15 protein-coding genes are annotated in these 15,449 nt (G+C 72.4%); 11 read left to right on the top strand and 4 right to left on the bottom strand.

What is annotated here, in order from left to right; genetic code table 11:
- Positions 1–63: 63 nt before the first annotated feature.
- From AB0J78_RS16715 to AB0J78_RS16700, 4 genes are all read left to right on the top strand, one after another.
- Positions 64–891 (top strand): biotin--[acetyl-CoA-carboxylase] ligase, encoded by an 828-nt coding sequence (locus AB0J78_RS16715; RefSeq protein ID WP_363789823.1) that lies wholly within the window; start codon positions 64–66, stop codon positions 889–891.
- A 74-nt stretch (positions 892–965) separates the two neighbouring features.
- Positions 966–1,472 carry a PH domain-containing protein gene (locus tag AB0J78_RS16710; protein WP_363789822.1) on the top strand — a complete coding sequence of 169 codons (507 nt, stop codon included), beginning with the start codon at positions 966–968 and terminating at the stop codon, positions 1,470–1,472.
- A complete protein-coding gene (locus tag AB0J78_RS16705; protein WP_363789821.1) occupies positions 1,473–2,423 on the top strand; it encodes a hydroxymethylglutaryl-CoA lyase in 951 nt (316 codons plus the stop codon).
- The gene (locus tag AB0J78_RS16700; RefSeq protein WP_363789820.1) at positions 2,420–3,061 is read left to right on the top strand and encodes an adenosylcobinamide amidohydrolase; all 642 of its coding nucleotides are present in this window, start codon (positions 2,420–2,422) and stop codon (positions 3,059–3,061) included. The genes AB0J78_RS16705 and AB0J78_RS16700 overlap by 4 nt, the downstream gene beginning before the upstream one ends.
- Before the next feature lie 2 nt (positions 3,062–3,063).
- Here AB0J78_RS16700 and AB0J78_RS16695 read toward each other — a convergent pair whose 3' ends face one another.
- Positions 3,064–3,513 carry a MaoC family dehydratase gene (locus AB0J78_RS16695; protein WP_363789819.1) on the bottom strand — a complete coding sequence of 150 codons (450 nt, stop codon included), beginning with the start codon at positions 3,511–3,513 and terminating at the stop codon, positions 3,064–3,066.
- A gap of 217 nt (positions 3,514–3,730) precedes the next feature.
- Between AB0J78_RS16695 and AB0J78_RS16690 the strand changes: the two genes are divergently transcribed.
- The 5 genes from AB0J78_RS16690 to AB0J78_RS16670 all read left to right on the top strand — a co-directional run bounded on the left by AB0J78_RS16690 (position 3,731) and on the right by AB0J78_RS16670 (position 8,881).
- Positions 3,731–4,150, top strand: coding sequence for a YbaB/EbfC family nucleoid-associated protein (locus AB0J78_RS16690; RefSeq protein ID WP_363789818.1), 420 nt, complete (start codon positions 3,731–3,733; stop codon positions 4,148–4,150).
- Between the two features lie 2 nt (positions 4,151–4,152).
- On the top strand, positions 4,153–4,473 hold the full coding sequence (locus tag AB0J78_RS16685; protein WP_363789817.1) for a hypothetical protein: 321 nt from the start codon (positions 4,153–4,155) through the stop codon (positions 4,471–4,473).
- A 5-nt stretch (positions 4,474–4,478) separates the two neighbouring features.
- A complete protein-coding gene (locus AB0J78_RS16680; RefSeq protein WP_363789816.1) occupies positions 4,479–6,482 on the top strand; it encodes a TNT domain-containing protein in 2,004 nt (667 codons plus the stop codon).
- Positions 6,479–6,781: a hypothetical protein gene (locus AB0J78_RS16675; RefSeq protein ID WP_363789815.1), complete on the top strand. Its 303-nt coding sequence runs from the start codon at positions 6,479–6,481 to the stop codon at positions 6,779–6,781. The genes AB0J78_RS16680 and AB0J78_RS16675 overlap by 4 nt, the downstream gene beginning before the upstream one ends.
- A 342-nt stretch (positions 6,782–7,123) precedes the next feature.
- Complete coding sequence (locus AB0J78_RS16670) at positions 7,124–8,881, top strand: DUF2339 domain-containing protein (protein ID WP_363789814.1); 1,758 nt, start codon at positions 7,124–7,126, stop codon at positions 8,879–8,881.
- A gap of 198 nt (positions 8,882–9,079) precedes the next feature.
- On the opposite strand, the gene hisN is transcribed toward AB0J78_RS16670, so the two are convergent.
- Positions 9,080–9,853: a histidinol-phosphatase gene (hisN, locus tag AB0J78_RS16665; RefSeq protein WP_363789813.1), complete on the bottom strand. Its 774-nt coding sequence runs from the start codon at positions 9,851–9,853 to the stop codon at positions 9,080–9,082.
- A 125-nt stretch (positions 9,854–9,978) separates the two neighbouring features.
- Here hisN and AB0J78_RS16660 point away from each other — a divergent pair, with 125 nt between their 5' ends.
- Together AB0J78_RS16660 and AB0J78_RS16655 are read left to right on the top strand one after the other, a co-directional pair.
- On the top strand, positions 9,979–10,653 hold the full coding sequence (locus AB0J78_RS16660; RefSeq protein WP_363789812.1) for a response regulator transcription factor: 675 nt from the start codon (positions 9,979–9,981) through the stop codon (positions 10,651–10,653).
- Between the two features lie 202 nt (positions 10,654–10,855).
- Entirely contained in the window at positions 10,856–12,130 is a 1,275-nt protein-coding gene (locus tag AB0J78_RS16655) for an ATP-binding protein (protein WP_363789811.1), read from the top strand.
- A gap of 3 nt (positions 12,131–12,133) precedes the next feature.
- Here AB0J78_RS16655 and AB0J78_RS16650 read toward each other — a convergent pair whose 3' ends face one another.
- Positions 12,134–12,658 (bottom strand): GtrA family protein, encoded by a 525-nt coding sequence (locus AB0J78_RS16650; RefSeq protein ID WP_363789810.1) that lies wholly within the window; start codon positions 12,656–12,658, stop codon positions 12,134–12,136.
- A gap of 124 nt (positions 12,659–12,782) precedes the next feature.
- The gene (locus tag AB0J78_RS16645) at positions 12,783–15,260 is read right to left on the bottom strand and encodes a sigma-70 family RNA polymerase sigma factor (protein WP_363789809.1); all 2,478 of its coding nucleotides are present in this window, start codon (positions 15,258–15,260) and stop codon (positions 12,783–12,785) included.
- Positions 15,261–15,449: the final 189 nt, after the last annotated feature.

The raw sequence follows: 15,449 nt of genomic DNA, 5'->3' as shown, positions 1-15,449 counted from the left end.
CTGGTCCCACGCCGGTGGACGTGGTGCGGCGAGCCGGGAAGCGGATCCGCATAGGCTGAGCGGGTGAGTGCTGAAGTTCTGCTTGATGGAGACCGGCTGCGCCGACGACTGGTCGACGAGGGGCCGTATTCCGCGCTGGACGTGGTGGCCGTGACCGGCTCCACCAACTCGGACCTGGCCGCAGCCGCAGCTCGCGGTGCCGCCGACCGGACGGTGCTGATCGCCGAGGAGCAGAACGCCGGGCGCGGGCGGCTGCAGCGGCAGTGGATCTCGCCGCGCGGCGCCGGGCTGTTCGTGAGCGTGCTGCTGCGCCCCGGCGTTCCGCCGTCGGCGGTGGGGTGGATGCCGCTGATCGCCGGCGTCGCCCTCGCCGAGACCGTCGAGCGGACCACCGGCGTTCCCGCCGGCCTGAAGTGGCCCAACGACCTCCTGCTCGGCTCGGGAGAGGACTGGCACAAGGGCGCCGGGATCCTCTCCGAGGCGGTCGCGGGACCGGACGGCATCGCGCTGGTCCTGGGCATGGGGGTCAACGTCCGGCAGCGGCGCGACGAGCTGCCCACCGGCGCGGGCGGCCTGCCTGCCACCTCGCTGGCCGCCGAGGGCGCCGACGTGGACCGGGAGGCGTTCGCGGCGGACCTGCTCGGCGCGCTCGCCGAGGTCGAGGGGCTGTGGCGCGACGCCGGTGGCGACGTGGTGTCCACCGGGTTGCTCGACCGCTACCGCGAGCGGTGCCGGACCCTCGGCCAGCGCGTGCGGGTGGAGCTGGGGGACGGCGACCTGCACGGGGAGGCCGTCGACATCGACGACACCGGCAGGCTCGTGGTGCGCACCGAGGCCGGTCGGACCACGTCCGTCTCGGCGGGCGACGTGGTGCACGTCCGCCGGAGCTGAGAGCGTTCTCCACGTTCGGGAGCGCCCGGTAACGTGATTCGCAGACCGGCTTTCAGGGCTGAGGAAGGGGAACCGTGGCCTACCCGGACGGCCTGCTCCACGACGACGAGAACGTGGTCGTGCACAAGCATCCGCACTGGAAGATGCTGCTCGGCCCGGTGCTCGTGCTGTTCGTGGTGGTCGGTGGCGCCTCCTACCTGGCGGCGCTGGTGGCGACCACCCCGTGGCGACTGCCGGTGTGGATCGCGCTCGGCGTGGTGGGTCTGGTGCTGATCGTCTGGTCCACGCTCGCCCCGCTGGCCCGCTGGCGGACCACGCACTTCGTGATCACCACGCACCGGCTGATGGTCCGCGAGGGTGTGTTCACCCGATCCGGGATCGACATCCCGATGTGGCGGATCAACTCGGTGCGCTCCCGGCGCGGTCTGGTGGACCGCCTCTTCGGCTGCGGCACGTTGGTGGTCGAGTCGGCGTCGGACGAGCCGCTGGAATTCGATGACATCCCGCAGGTCGAGCTGGTGCAGACGCTGCTCTACCGCGAGGTTGGCGATGCTGTTGAACATCGGGCGCAGGAGGGCTGAATGGGACCACGTGAGCTGGGCTTGCCGATGCCGGTCGCCTCACCGGATCCGGCGGGCCTGCCCGCCGAGGTGACGATCTGGGAGGTCGGCGCGCGCGACGGCCTGCAGAACGAGAAGGAGACCGTCCCGCTCGACGTGAAGCTGGAGTTCCTGCGGCGGCTGGCTGATGCCGGTCTGGCCGTCCTGGAGGCGACCAGCTTCGTGCACCCGAAGTGGGTTCCGCAGCTGGCGGACGCCGCCGAGCTGATCGACGGGCTCGACCAGGCCCCCGGCGTGCGGTACCCGGTGCTGGTGCCCAACCAGCGCGGTCTTGATCGCGCGCTCGACGCGAAGGTCCGCGACATCGCGATCTTCGCCGCGGCGTCCGAGACGTTCGCGCAGCGCAACCTCAACAGCGGGCTCGACGAGCAGTTCGCCATGTTCGAGCCGGTGGTGGGGCGCGCCGTCGGCGAGGGGATCGCCGTGCGCGGCTACCTGTCGATGTGCTTCGGCGATCCGTGGGAAGGCCCGGTCCCGGTCGAGCAGGTCGTGGCGACGGGCAAGCGGCTGCTGGAGATGGGCTGCCACCAGCTCTCGCTCGGCGACACCATCGGCGTGGCCACCCCGGGGCACGTGGAGGCCCTGCTCCGCGCGTTCGTCGCGGCCGGTGTCGGGGTGGACGAGATCGCGGTGCACTTCCACGACACCTACGGTCAGGCGCTGGCAAACACCGCCACCGCCCTCCGCCGCGGGGTGTCCACTGTGGATTCCTCGGCTGGTGGCCTGGGCGGCTGCCCCTACGCCAAGTCCGCGACCGGCAACCTCGCCACCGAGGACCTGATCTGGATGCTCGACGGCCTCGGCATCCAGCACGGGGTCGACCTCGGCAAGCTGGTCGACACCAGCGTCTGGATGGCCGAGCGGCTGGGCCGTCCGAGCCCCTCGCGGGTGGTCAAGGCACTGAGCTCGTGATCGCGCCGAGTCCGGTCCTGCACGCCGTGCAGGACCGGCCGGTGCTGGTCTGGCGCTGCACCCGCAAGTGGCTGGCGATCTCCTCGGCGCCCAGCGGCGGCGGCATCGGCCTGCGCGACTGGGTGTTCAACGCGACCGTGGTCACCGACTACGACCACCCCGACCCCTCGGCGCACGCCGCGGAGATGGCGGCAGGACTCGGCCTGACCGGTGCGGGCATCGGCCTGCTCACCGCGGTCGACGTGCGGCACGAGGTCACCGCGACCGACCGCGGTGTCCGCGCCGGCGTGACCACCGGCGCCAACGCGCCCATCTGGGCCGCGGCGCCCGTCGACGAGCAGGCGTGGGCACCGGGCACGATCAACGCGGTCTGCTGGTCACCGGTGCGCCTGAGCGAAGCGGCGCTGGTGAACGCGGTGGCGACCGTCGCGGAGGCCAAAACCCAAGCGCTGCTGGAATCCGGAGTCGCGGGCACCGGAACGGTCACCGACGCCACCGCCGTCCTCTGCCCGGCCGACGGCGACCCCGAGCCCTACGGCGGCCCCCGCTCCCGCGTCGGAGCAGCCCTGGCCCGCGCGGTCCACGCAGCGGTGACGGCCGGGCTGCGCGTCGAGAACGCGCGCCACGACCCGTCCTGAGGTCAGTCCTGCTCGCGGGTACCGAACATCCCCACGAAGCTGAAGCGCAGCACCCGGTCACCGTCGCGATCGGCGGTGCCGGTGATCTCCACCAGGCCCAGGTTCGGCTTGCTGCGGGAACGGCGCTGGCCGGTGACCTCCATGCCGAACTGGAGCACATCACCCGGGAACACCGGGGCCAGCCAGGTCAGCTCGTTGCCGCCGGGCGAACCCTGCGAGGTCGAATCGGCCAGCACGTGATCGACGTAGGCGCGCATCCACAGCGACGCGGTGAACCAGCCCGAGGCGCACAAGCCGCCCAGCACCGAGTTGCGGCCCGCTTCCTCGTCGAGGTGGAACGGCTGCGGGTCGAAGCGGGCGTTGAACGCCAGCATCTCCTCGCGGTCGATCTCGGTCTTGCCCAGATCGAACGTCCGCCCCGGCGTCAGGTCCTCGTACGCGATGGTGGCCATGACGCCATCTTCGCAGCTATCAGGCGCGGACGGTGTTGAGAGGGTCCTCACAAGCCGCTTCCGCGACCGGCGATTTCGGTGGCGACGAGAGCCGGAGGTGGTGAAAAGCGCCCTCGCGCGTGGAACCATCGAACCGTCCGCGCGTCCCACCAGGAGGGGCGCCGACCGCACGCGGCAGGGGAGGGCAGCGGCAGTGCCGACCGACCACAGATCTCAAGTGGAAGAGCTGATGGCCGACTACCGGCGGAGCCGGGAGCGGCTGTCCGACACCCGGCGCGACCTCGCCGCCGTCACCGCCACCGCGAGCAGCGACGACGGCCGAGTGCGGGTCGTCGTCGGCCCGCAGGGAGCGCTGCGCGAACTCGAGATCGCCGACGACGCGGCCCAGCGGATGCGACCGGCCGACCTCGCGGCCACGATCGTCCGGCTCAGCACCGACGCCGCCCGCGCCGCCGCCGAACGCGCCGCGCACGTGCTCGCCGACGTGCTGCCCGCCGGAACCGACCCGGAACTGCTGCTCGGGCCACCCCCGGAACCGGTGTCGCGCAACGATTCACGCCGGATCGACGATGATGCCGACGACGAGGACTTCTCGGACGCCAGCTGGTTGCAGCAGGGCCCGACGGGACGGACGTGACCATGGGCGGTTTCCGCAGCGACACCGAGCGGTTGACGCGACGGGCAGGTGAGTTCGAGGACCTGGCCGGTCAGGCGCAACGCATCGCCGACACCGTGCGGCAGGCCGTGGAGTCCGCGGGCGCCTGCTGGGGTGACGACGAGTTCGGCGAGCGCTTCGCCGCAGCCCACGCACCCCGCGCCGACGCCGCGCTCGCCGCGGCGGGCGCGTTACCGGGCGAACTGCGCGCGCTGGGCCAGAAGTTCGCCGACACCGCCGAGACCTCGCGCCGAACCGACTCCGACAACGCCGACGCGCTCCGCCGGCTCACCGGAGAGGGGTGAGCGGCGTGGGCATCGAACTCCCGCCGGAACTCCGCGACGTCGCCGCCCGAGCCGGAGCCCGCTGGCCTGCCGCGGACGAGGACCAGATGCGCGACTCCGCCCACGCCTGGCGCGAAGCGGCGACGTCCCTCGACGCGCTCACCCGAGACGCCGACGGCGTCGCGCGAGGCGCGCTGAACTCCGTCGACGGCGAGGCGGCCGAGGCCGCCGGCCGGGAGTGGAACGGCTTCATCGCCGAGGACGGACCGCTGCCCGCCACCGCGAAGCAGTGCCAGGCCAACGCCGATCGACTCGACCACGCGGCCGAGCAGATCAGCACCGCCAAGGTCGAGCTCGTGCGCGAACTCGTCTCGCTGGCCAAGCAGACCGACGCCGCCGAACAAGCCGCCGCGACCGGAAACCCGCAGGCCCTGGCCGGTCTCGACACGGCGCTCAGCGGCGCGGCCGCCAACGTCGCCCGCGTCCACGAGACGCTGTCCACCGCGCTCGACTCCGGCGTCCCGGCAGCGGCGGAACGGGCCTCCGGTGCTCTGGCGGAAGCCGGCGCGGTCGCAGGCCATACGCTGGAACCGGAATCCGCAGTGGACGGTGCGGAACCCGGTGATGTCGGTGCTGTGATCGAAGAAGCGGAACGTGGCGTGGCGGAAACAGTCGGAGGTGCCCATGACACCGTCCGCGAAGCGGTTCCGGAAGGTGGGTTCGGCGCTCCCGCAGCTCCCGCCGCTCCCGGCTGGCAGCCGGGAATGGCGGAGGCCGGAACCGGACCGATCCCGGTGATCGGCTCCGGCGGCCACGCCGGTGGGCGGCCCGACGAGGCTCCCAGCACCGCACCCCAGGCCTCGCACGCGGCCTGGGCGGCGCAGCCCGGCCAGCAGCCGCCGGCACCCGCACCGGCAGCGGGTTTCAACCCGCCCCCACCCCCGCCGCCGCAGCAGCAGGGCGGTTACGCCGTCGCCGGAGGCCCCGCGGCCCCGCCACCCCAGCCGGGCGTGGCCGCCGCGCGCCCACCGCAGCCACCCCCGGTCAACCGAGGACCGATGGCCTTCGGGCAGGCCGGACTCGCGCCGCAGCCGCCGGGCGGCCAGCCCCAGCACGTCCAGAACCAGCCCGCGTCCCACCAGCAGGTGCAGCGCGGAGCACTGCGCCCGCTGCCGCCGCAAGCCCAGCCGCCGCAGGCCCCGGTCGCCCCGGAACCGCAGCAACGGCCGCTGCGCCACGGCCCGCGCAACGCCGACGTCGTCGCCTTCGTGCTGCACCAGTTCCCGATCGGCTACATGCCGGTCGCCGCCGACCAGGCCAGCCGCCAGCTCCCGGTGCACGACGCGCCCGAGAACCGCGAGGGCTTGAACTTCCCGCCGCAGGACCACCCCCGCTCCGACCTGGTCGACGACACCGAGGCCCTGCGCCGCGCCCAGAACACCGCGCTGTACGAAGACGCGCGCCGCAACCGCTCCGAACCCGACGAACGCCCCACACCCCCGCAAGAACTGCTCGCCGCGCACGAACCGCTCGGCGAGCTCAGCGAACTCGACTGGGAACGCCGCTACGAGATCCGCGACGGCGAGAACACCCGGCACCGCTGGCCGCAGGCCGAGGAGTTCCCGGAAGGCGGGTTCGAACCGGGCGAGGCCGCGGTGCTGGAACCGGACGCGGTGATCGACCTGCTCGGCACCGGCGACGGACGGCTCTTCTGCGCCGCCGCAACTCCTTTCGCGCACCGCTCGCTGCCTCCCGACCACGCCGAGCGGGACTACCGGCGCTACCGGCTGCTGCGGCCGCTCCCGGTGTGGCGGTCGGTGGCCGCGCCGTGGTTCGAGCAACCGGGCCGCGGAGTCCGCTACCGCGCCACCTATCCGGCCGCCGACCTCGTCGGACTCGGATACCTGGTGGAACTGACCAAGTCCAGGGAGCTGTCGGAAGCCTCCACGCTGCGCCTGGTGCTCACCGGCACCACCGACGGCGAACCGCCCCCGGACGAGCACGATCGGCAACAGGAGAGCCCGCGATGAACAGCGAATCGGTACTCGGCTGGCTGATCGCGATGGGAGTGCCGGAGGAACTGGTCTCCATCGGCGCCGAAGCCGACGACGCCTGGTGCCTGCTGCGCACCGAGTCCGAGAGCGGACCGGGCTGGGAGGTCTTCTGGCGCGAGCAGGGCAACCGCTACGACTGGGCCAGCTTCAGCAACGAGCAGGTCGCCTGCTTCTACCTCTTCGGGCGGCTCACCTGGACTCAGGCTTTGCGCGGTGTCGTGGGGCCGGTCGACGTCACCAGCACTCCGCCTCAGGGGACTCCTGTTGTTCGGTGAGTCCTTCTGGTGGCCGGAATCTGAGCAACGTTTGGGTTCCGGGGGTTGGGATTTCTACTGCAACTGCTCAGTGGTCCTCTTGCTTGGCGGTGCGGGTAGCGGAACCTGAGCGGCTCTCTGGCTCCGGGATCCGAGACTTGTGCATGGTCCAATACACGGCGCTACGGCTGTCCTCACCAGAGAGCCGCTCAGAACCCGCGGCGGTGCCGGTTGCTCAGGTGGGGTAGTGAGGAAGAACCTTCGGTGCTTGCCTGACGGGTATCCGGTGACTGGGTATTGGGCATCCGGTATCTGAGTAGTGCTACGGATGTTTGGGGGGTTTGTTGGCTGGAGCATGTCGGCATGTCGCAACCGCACCAGGGGGACACCCTCCAGTTAGTCGCGGGTGAGCTCGCCGCGATCGGGCAGCGCCTGTCGTACCTGGGCAGCGTGCTGCAGACCGAGGCGGCGACCCGCCCCCAGGACACCTCCGAGCAGCCGGCCGCTCCGCAGCAGCCGCCCGCGGAACCGCTTCCCGCGCACCCCGCGCAGGCCGTGGCCGAGCCTCGACGCCGGATCAGGCCGGACCTCGAACCGAGCCGCGTGCTGGCCTGGGTCGGTGGCGGCGTCACCCTGCTCGGCGTGGTGTTCCTGCTGGTCCTCGCCGTCCAGCAGGACTGGCTGGGCCCGGCCGCGCGCGTCACCGGTGGAGCCGCGCTCGCCGCGCTGCTGATCGCCGCCGGTTGGTGGGTGCACCGCAAGGCCGCCGAGCAGCGCATCGCCTCGATCTCCCTGGCGACCACCGGTTTCGCGGCCATGTTCCTCGACGTCGTCGCCGCGACCGCGCTCTACGGCTACCTCCCGGCCCCGGCGGGGCTGGGCACCGGCCTGCTCGTCGCGATCGGCGGACTCGTCCTCGCGGACCGCTGGCAGGCGCAGCCGTTGGCGATCGGCGTCGTGCTCGGCTCCGCGATCTGCGCGCCGATGATCACCCAGGGCGCCGACGCGCTGCTGATCGGCTTCGTGGTGCTGCTGCAGGTCGCCGCGGCCCCGGTCCAGGTGCGACGCGGCTGGGGCGGACTCGCGCTCGCCGCGGGCATCCCGACCGTGCTGGCCGCGCTGGTCGGAGCCTTCTGGGGGCTGGCCTTCCCGAACCCCGTGCTGGTGCCCGCGATCCTGGTCGCCGCCGTGCTGGGCGTCGTCGTCGCCGCCGTGACGGCCGGTTTCCGGCCCGCCGCCGAACGCACCGCGATCGGCCTGCTCGTCGCCGCACCGACCCCGTCGTTCCTGGCCGGCCCGCTGTTGCTGGAACGAGCCGAGGCCACCGCGACCGGCGCGGGCATGGCGCTGCTGCTCGCCGCGATCTGGGCCGTCGGCCGCTACCTGCCCGCCTTCGCTGACTGGCTGCCCGGCCGCTTCCTGGCCGCCGTCGGCGCGATGGCCGTCGTGGCCACCGGGCAGGCGACGATCACCGCGCTGGACGCGTCCAGCTGGGCCACCGGCCTGCTGTGCGAGGCGCTGCTGCTGACCGCCGCCGGGCACCTGCTGCGGCGCGGCGGAATCCTGCTGGGCGCCGCCTGCTACGCGGTGTTCGGGTTCTTCCTGGCCCTGGCCAACGAGGTGCCGATCAACGCACTGCTGTTCACTGACGAAGGAACCGGCGTGGCCGGTCTGGTCGCGGGCCTGCTGATCGCCGTGGTGGCGGTCGCCCTGCCCACCGCAGGGGTGCGGATCGGGAAGGTCGCCAGCCTGCCGGCCTCGCTGCCGCTGTGGGCCTCGGCGGCGCTCGCGCTGCTCTACGGCACCGCGAGCGCCACGATGGCCGCGTGCCTGCTGGTCAGCGAGTCGCGCGGAGCGTTCCTGACGGGCCACATCCTGATCACCCTGTGCTGGGTGGTGTTCGCGATCGCCCTGCTGCTGCGCGGAGTTCAGGTGCGGCACCTGCGCATCGGCGGCCTGGTGCTCACGGCCGTGTCGCTGGCGAAGCTGCTGCTGTTCGACCTGGCCACGCTCGACGGCTTCGCCCGCGTGATCGCGTTCCTGTGCGCAGGACTGATCCTGCTCACCGCGGGCGTCGGCTACGCCAGACTCCTCACCCGCCAAGCAGAGCCATCGATCTAGGTCTGTTGAGGAGAGCGGCGGTAGCCGCTGTTTCAGGTGCGGGACTCAGCTCGCACCGCCGCGGGTTCTGAGGCGGTTCTCCTGTGAGGACGTGTCGATGTGGTGTATTGGCATACATGAGTCGGCGCGCCCGGAGCAGGAGGGCCGCCTCAGGTTCCGCTACCCGCACCGGCGAGCAAGGTGATTCCCCAACAGTTTTCAACGCTCCAGCAGGCGCAGGGCTTCGTCGTGGAGGTGCCCGTTGGTGGACAAGCCGTTGCCGCCGTCGTAGCGGGCGACGCCTGCGAGGTCGGTGAACCTGCCGCCGGCCTCCTCCACGAGGATCTGCGCCGCCGCCACGTCCCACGGGTTGACGATCGGTTCCGCGGCGATGTCGATGACGCCCTCGGCGACCAGGCAGTGGTGCCAGAAGTCGCCGAACGCCCGGTTCTCCCAGCAGGCGTCGATCAACCGCAGGTAGGACTCCCGCGAGTGGTGCTCCACCCAGGTGCCCAGGTGGGTCGTGGACACGTAGGCGTCGGCGGTGTCGCGCACCCCGGACACCGAGATCCGCTCGGGCTCGCCCTGGCCGGTCCGGCACCAGGCACCTTCGCCCGCGGCGGCCCACCAGCGCTTGCCCAGGGCCGGGGCGCTGATCATGCCCACGATCGGGCGCTGGTGATCGACCAGCGCGATCAGGGTGGCCCAGGCGGGCACGCCGCGCAGGAAGTTCTTGGTGCCGTCGATCGGGTCCAGCACCCAGGCTCGCCCGTCGCCCGTCGTGCCGCCGCGCTCCTCACCGGCGACGACGTCACCTGGCCGTTGCTCGGCGAGCACCTTGCGCACGGCGTCCTCGACGGCCAGGTCGGCGTCGGTCACCGGGGTGCGGTCGGGTTTGCGGTCGACGCCGAGATCGCGGGCGCGGAAGCGCGCCGTGGTGATCGAGTCGGCAACATCGGCCAGCTGCTGGGCGAGATCGAGATCGCTGGTCACATCCCCAGACCCTAGCCCGTCGCCACCGGTGACCTGGCGAGGGCGGTGATCCGCGGGGCCTTTCAGGTCCTCCCAGCCGCACCGCTGGGCGAAGGAACTTCCGCGCAGGCTCTAGTCTGGGATGCGTGAGCGTGGTGTTGCTGGCAGAAGATGATCCGGCCATCGCGGTGCCGCTGTCCCGGGCGCTGCAACGCGAGGGCTACGCGGTGAAGGTGATCGCCGACGGTCCGTCGACGCTGCACACCGCCGCCGAGGGTGGCGTTGACCTGCTGGTTCTCGATCTGGGACTGCCCGACATGGACGGCCTGGAGGTGTGCCGCAGACTGCGCGCGCAGGGCCGCGGACTCCCCGTCCTGATGCTCACCGCGCGCACCGACGAGGTCGACTTCGTGGTCGGCCTGGACGCCGGTGCCGACGACTACGTGGCCAAGCCGTTCCGCCTCGCCGAGCTGATGGCCCGCATCCGCGCGTTGCTGCGCCGGGGTGCGCCGGAAACGGTCGAGGCCTCCGGGGTGCGCCTGGACCTGACCGCCCGCCGGGTCCTGGTCGACGAGCACGAGGTGCAGCTGGCGAACAAGGAGTACGAGCTGCTGCGGGTGCTGATGCAGCACGCGGGCCAGGTCGTGACCCGGGAGGAGATCCTCGAAGAGGTCTGGCCGGAGTCCGACCGCAAGGGCAGCAAAACCCTGGACATGCACATCTCCTGGCTGCGCCGGAAGCTCAGCGACAGCAACGGCCGGCTGGACGAGACCCGCATCGCCACCGTGCGCGGCGTCGGGTTCCGCTTCAACTCGGACTAGGAGCGGCTGAGGAATGCGGCGAAGCCGCTGTTTCAGGTGTGGGACTCAGCCCGCACCGCTGCGGGTTCTGAGCGGTTTCGTGGCGAGTACGCCGGGACGCCGTGCATTGGCATACATCAGGAGCGGCGCACGGGGTCCACGGAGCCGCTCGGGTTCTGCCACCTGCACCGCTAAGCACAGCAACCCCATCAACAGGATTTAGATGCGTCGCCGGATCTTGCAGGCCACCCTGCTCGCAGTGGCCGTCACCACGGTCGTGCTGGGGCTCCCGCTGGGCTTCAGCGCGCTCAAGCTCGTCCAGGACCTCACCGGTGCCGACCTGTCGACGCGGGCGCAGCAGATCGCGACGCTGCTCGACGAGCAGGTCGCCAACCAGCGCCCGATCGACCTCAACGCCGTGCGGCTGGCGGTTCCCGGGGGAGCCCGCCTGGTGGTGCGGACCCAGGCGCACGACTACGTCTACGGGCCCGATCCCGGTGAGGACCCGCTCGTCCAGAGCGTGCCGATGGTGCAGAGCGGCACGGTGACCATCGCCGCGCCCAGCGCTCCGGTGCGCACCCAGCAGCTCCAGGTCGCAGGGCTGGTGCTGATGCTCGTGGTCCTCTCCGCGGGCACCGGCATGATCGTCGCCTCGGTGACGGCGCGACGCCTCGCCGATCCCCTCCGCCACGTCGCGTCGAGGGCCGCGCGGCTCGGCGCGGGTGACTTCCGTCCCGATCCGCAGCGGCACGAGGTGCCCGAGCTCGACCGGGTCGCCGACGCGCTGGACGCCTCCGGCGCGGCGCTGTCCCAGCTGGTGCAGCGGGAACGCGAGCTCGTCGGCGACGTCTCGCACCAGCTGCGCAGCCGCCTGACCGCGCTGCACCTGAGGTTGGAGGCTCTGGCGGCGGTCGACGACGCCGACGTCTCCGAGGAGGCGGGCGCCGCGCTGGAGCAGGCCGAGCGGCTCTCCGCCGTGCTCGACGACCTGCTGGCGGCCGCGACCGCGGCGCGCGCCCGCGACGCCGAACCGCTCGACGTGACGAGCCTGCTCAACCAGGTCGCCGACGAGTGGCGCGAACCGCTGCGCAACCACGGCCGCACTTTGCGGCTCAAGATCGGTGACGAGCTGCTGGCGCGCGCCACCCCGGCCCGGCTGCGGGAAGCGATCGGCGTGCTGCTGGACAACGCGCTGCGGCACGGCGAAGGCCCGGTCACGCTCACCGCCAGGCACGGCGGTGGCACGGTGCTCATCGAGGTCTCCGACGCCGGGTCGGGCGTGCCGGACGAGCTGGTCCCGCACGTCTTCGAGCGCGGCTTCTCCGGGCACGGCTCCACCGGCGTCGGCTTGGCGCTGGCCAGGGCGCTGGTGGAGGCCGACGGCGGTCGCTTGGAGCTCAGCCAGGCCCGCCCGGCGATGTTCGAGGTGTTCCTCAGGGTCGCCCGCGCCGACGACGTGCTGGGCCTGCTGTGGAAGCCGGAACCCACCCCGCGCTGAGCCTCAGCGGGCCAGCGCCCGGTCGTTCTCCGGGGTGTCCTCTTCGTGATCGGTGGGGAAGACCCACTTGCGGAAGGCCCACCAGCGGAACGCCATGCCCAGCAGCAGCCCGACGATCTGCCCGGCGGTGAAGTCGGCGATCTCCTCGATCAGCCTGCTCGTGTAGGGCGTTTGCAGGTGGAGCACGTAGCGGGAGACCCACAGCGGCGCGGAGTACAGGCCGACTCCGATGCCGCTGATGACGAAGTACAGCGTCGCCTCGTGGTGCCTGCGATGGCCGCCGCGCGTGCGGAACGACCAGTCGCGGTTGAGCACGTAGGACACCAGCGTCGCCACCAGCACCGCGATGACCTTCGAGGTCACGGGTTTCGGCGAGAGGATCGTCAGCTTCAGCGCGTAGAAGATGCCCGTGTCGATGAAGAAGGTGATCGCGCCGACGACACCGAACTTGAGCAGCTCGCGGTACCGAAACGCGAAAGCCCGGTACGGCTGCGGGACCCGCGCCAGCACCGAATCTGCAACGGACACCCCTCAAGTCTACGGAGGCGCCGCGCGTCCCTGGGCCAGGACCGGAGTACGTCACCTCACTTCCGGCGGCTCGTCCCGACCTCGATCAGACCGCGGATCGAGGCCGGGACGAGCGCTGACCAGGTCAGGAACCCGAGGTGGGGGTGCTCGACGTGGTGGGTCGGGTCGTGGTGGACGAGGACGGCGGTGCGGTCGTCGTCGACGGAGGCGTCGACGAGCTCGGAGCCGGGCTCGGCGTCGTCGTGGTCGTGGTCGGCGGCGGTGCTGTCGTCGTGGGCGGCGGCACCGCGGTCGATGACGGCTGCGGCGGCGGAAGCGGGCGCTCGTGCGACGGTGGGCTGCAGGGCCCGTGCTCCCACGGCCGGTCGTGACCGTTGCCGTGCCCGTTCCCGGGCGTCCACGGCGGCTCACCGGTGTGGCCCGGCGGCCACCACGGCGGGCAGTCCGGCCCGGTGCTGGTCGTCGTCGACGTGGTCGTTCCGGTGGTGGTCGGCGGTGGGGTGGGTTCCGGTGGCTTCGGCGGCCACCAGGGAGACCACAGGTGCAGTGCCACGGCCTGCCGATCGGTCGCCTCGCCCAGCGTCGCGGTGATCGGCAGCCAGACGTCGTGCCGGTGACGGCCGTCGACGGCCACCGCGTCCTGACCGTGCAGCGGCCACCACGGGTGGCCCGGGTGCTCGCGGTCGCTGGAGACCCACAGCTCCCGGTAGAAGCCCTCGCGCGGAGCGAGACCGTCTTCGGCGCAGGTCACGAGGCGACCGACGGAGGTGCAGCCGGTCGGCACGACGTCGGCCTCGACGCCTTCGGGCAGCTCGGCCACCACTTCCGCGCGACCGGTGCTGGTGCCGGTGTTGCGCACCCCGATCGCGACCCGGCTGATGTCCATCCACGGCTGGTCCCACGCCCAGGCGTGGAGATCGACCCGGTCGACGGGCTTCGGCGGGGCAGGCGGTTCGGGTTCGGGCGCGGGCTGCACGATCACCGGAACCGCGGGCAGCCGCAGGTCGATCTGGCCACCGGCGCTGATGGACACGGTGATCTCGCCGCCGGTGGCCGTCTCCTCGGCCCGCACCAGGTGGTCGAAGACCATCGACTCACCGGGCTGCAGGCCCCGGTCGGTGGTGCAGGTGATGGTGCCGGTCTGACCGTTGCAGCGCACCGCAGGAGCACCGGCCGCCTGCGTCCGCACCGAGGCGCTCTGCGGCGACGTGCTCGCGGGCGTGGTCGACGCGGCCTGGGGAGCGGTGCTCGCCGGGCCGGACACGGCCGCCGGGAGCTGCGCGGTCACGCCCGGTGGCAGCGCCATCGTCGAGGTGAGCGGCACCGAGGGGCCGGTGCCGCTGTTGGTCACCCGGATCGGCACCGACACTGGTGCACCCCCGGCGACCAGCTGCAACGGCTGCGAGGGGCCGGTCGCGTTGAGCGAAGGCGTCACAGCCGGAGGGGGCGGCGGAGCGGGCGCCGGGGCCGGCGCGGGAGCAGCGGGCGGCGGCGCCGCGGGAGGAGGCGGCGGCGGAGCGGGCGCCGCAGGCGGTGCGGGCGGCGCCGGTGGCACCGCGGGGGGAGCCGGTGCCGGCGCGGGCGGTTCCGCGGCGGGCGGAGGGGCAGGCGCCTGCGCGACCGGGATGGACTGGTCGGCCCCCGAGGTCATGGCCACCGCGATCGCGGCCGCCAGCACGGCGGATGCGACACCGGCGGTCACCGCCTGGCGAGGACCCGAGCTGGCCGCGTCCCCGGCGGCCGCACCGGCACCACCGGCGACGAGCGCCCCGGCAGCGGTACCGCCGGAGGAAGCCGTGGCGAGGTAGCCGGTGGCGGTGGCGCCCAGGACCAGCGGCGCGATGATGACCCGCAGCGCGCCGTTGACGTCGGCGAGCTCGGCCGCCAGCGCCCGGCACCGGTCGCAGGTGTCCAGGTGGGTCTCCACCTGCGCGGTCTCGCGCTTGGACAGACCACCTCGGGTCCACGCGCCCAGCTTGTCGACGGCGGCCCGGCACTGCTCGACACCGGAGCCGGTCGCTTCCAGCTGACCCAGGTGGACCTGCAGGTAGGCCTGCCGGAGCCCTTCCCTGGCGCGGTAGGCAAGCGCGGACACGCCGTTGGACGTCAGCCCGAGCAGCGGGGCGACCTCGGCGGGCGACTGCCCTTCGATCTCGACGTGCCAGAGCACGGTCTGCCAGCGCTCCGGCAGCCGGGAGAACGCCTGCGCGGCGAGCGTGCGCTCTAACCCGTCGACGGCGGTGTCGGTGAACGGCACGCTGACGTCGGCCCCGGAGACCTCGGCGACGTCGTCGGCCAGCTGTACCTTGCGCTCGCGCCGGGTCCGGTCGTAGGCGCTGTGCCGCAGCGCGGTCAGCAGGTAGGCGCGGAACGCCGTGGTGGGACCGCGTCCTTCGCGCAGCGTGTCGAGGACCTTGGCGAACGCCTCGGAGACGAGGTCGTCGGCCTCGGCCGGCGACTTGGCGACCTGGCGGGCCATGTTGTAGGCCGCCGCCACGTGCCGCTCGTAGAGCTCGCCGTAGGCCTGCGACGAACCGCCGCGCACCTCTTCCAGAAGCTCACCATCGCTGGAGCCTTCGATTTCCGCTGGAACAGTCGCCACGCCGCACCTTCCTCCCCGCAGGGGGCATGTCCTCGTCAGTCCTACCTGGGAGCTCGGTTGGCGAAAACCACCTGGTGTGGAATTCGCCGATCATTGTGATCCGAATCGTATGGGCAAAGCCAGCGAGTCCACCGTCATGGGCGACCGTCTGCTCCGTCTCGCTCACGAGTAGGCCCTATGGGGAGGGAC

This window comes from Saccharopolyspora sp. NPDC049426 (assembly GCF_040676935.1).
Lineage (GTDB): Bacteria > Actinomycetota > Actinomycetes > Mycobacteriales > Pseudonocardiaceae > Saccharopolyspora.
Note: the sequence above shows the minus strand (reverse complement) of the source record. Positions and strands in the feature narration are given on the sequence as shown.